The organism is Alcanivorax sp. HI0044 (assembly GCF_001634945.1).
Genome location: NZ_LWEZ01001214.1, coordinates 1 through 1,838, shown reverse-complemented (window position 1 = coordinate 1,838; position 1,838 = coordinate 1). Strand labels below are relative to the sequence as shown.

The window sequence follows — 1,838 nt, the reverse complement described above, 5'->3', positions numbered from 1 at the left end:
GTCTGCCATCTGTTGCGTTTGTGAGGGTGTCATCATGGGCTATCCAGCTCCATCGGGTTCATCCTTGGACTTTCATTGTCATCTATCCCTGCATCCCCGTCCCAAGCATAGGCGGGCGCCCGGAAACAGGCAAAATTCTGTGCCATACGTCGGTTAATCCACGACAGGCGCACTAAAGGCTGCAAAATCATGCCTCAGGAGGCGCTTAGCCGCCCCCGCACCTTGAAGCGGGGGGCCTGATTCCCTACCATCTTCCGGTTCTGAGCCAATCACCTGGATCCCCTGTCTCATGAGTGTGAGCTATCAACTGCCCGATGGGGCAAGCATGGAGTTTGAGCAACCCGCCTCCGCCTTCGAAATCGCCGGACGCATCAGCAAAAAACTCGCCAAGCAAGCCCTGGCCGCCAAGGCCAACGGCAACCTGATCGACGTCTATCTGCCCATCGACGACGGCGCCACGGTGGAAATCATCACCCGGGAGACCGACGAGGCCCTGGAACTGATTCGCCACGATGCCGCCCATGTCATGGCCGAAGCCGTGCAGGAGCTGTTCCCGGATACCCAGGTGACCATTGGCCCGACCATTGCCAACGGCTTCTACTATGACTTCCATCGGGACACCCCGTTCACTCCGGATGACCTGAAAACCATTGAAAAGCGCATGCAGGATATTGTGCGCCGCAATGAGGAAATCCGCCGTGAAGTCTGGGACCGTGATGAAGCTGTGGCCTTTTTCCTGGAGAAAGGCGAAGAATTCAAGGCCGAAATCATCCGCGAGCTGCCCGCCGACCAGGAAGTAAGCCTGTACCGCCAGGGCGATTTCATCGACCTGTGCCGCGGCCCACACCTGCCCAGCACCAGCAAGCTGGGCGACGGTTTCAAGCTGACCAAGGTGGCCGGCGCCTACTGGCGGGGCGATGCCAACAATGCCCAGCTACAGCGCATTTACGGCACCGCCTGGCGCGACAAGAAAGAATTGAACGCCCACCTCAAGCAGCTTGAGGAAGCGGAAAAACGTGACCACCGCAAACTCGCCAGGGAAATGGGCCTGTTCCATATCCAGCAGGAAGCGGTGGGCAGCATGTTCTGGCACCCGAAGGGCTGGCGCATGCGCCAGAACCTGGAAAACTACATCCGCGGCAAGATGGAAAAAGGCGGCTATCAGGAAGTCTCCACCCCGCAGATGATGGACCGCATCCTCTGGGAACAGTCCGGCCACTGGGACAAGTACGGCGAAGACATGTTCACCGTCTGCACCCACGACCACAAAGAAATGGCCGTGAAGCCGATGAACTGCCCGGGCCACGTGCAGATTTTCAAGCAAGGCATCACCAGCTACCGGGACCTGCCGATTCGTCTGGGCGAATTCACCACCCTGTTCCGTAACGAGGCCCATGGTGCCCTGCATGGCTTGATGCGTGCCCGCTCGTTCAGCCAGGACGATGCGCATATCTTCTGTACCGAAGAACAGGTCAACGAGGAAACCGCCGGCTTTATCAAGATGCTGCGCGAAGTCTACGAAGACTTCGGCTTCGACAGCTTCCGCATCAAATTTTCCGATCGCCCGGACAACCGTGCCGGCTCCGACGAAACCTGGGACAAGGCCGAAGGCGCCCTGCGCTCTGCGGTGGAATCCCTGGGGCTGGAATGCGAACTGAACCCGGGCGAAGGCGCTTTCTATGGCCCGAAACTGGAATTCGTACTGCGTGACGCCATTGGCCGCGACTGGCAGTGCGGCACCCTGCAAGTGGACTTCGTGTTGCCTGATCGTCTGGATGCGGAATACGTGGCCGAAGACGGTTCCCGCCAGCGTCCGGTGATGCTGCACCGTGCGGTGC

1 protein-coding gene is annotated in these 1,838 nt (G+C 59.3%); it reads left to right on the top strand.

Annotated features, from left to right (window positions below; translation table 11 throughout):
• Positions 1 to 289 precede the first annotated feature (289 nt).
• A partial coding sequence (gene thrS / locus A3730_RS16895; protein WP_063520219.1) for a threonine--tRNA ligase occupies positions 290 to 1,838 on the top strand: 1,549 nt, incomplete at its 3' end.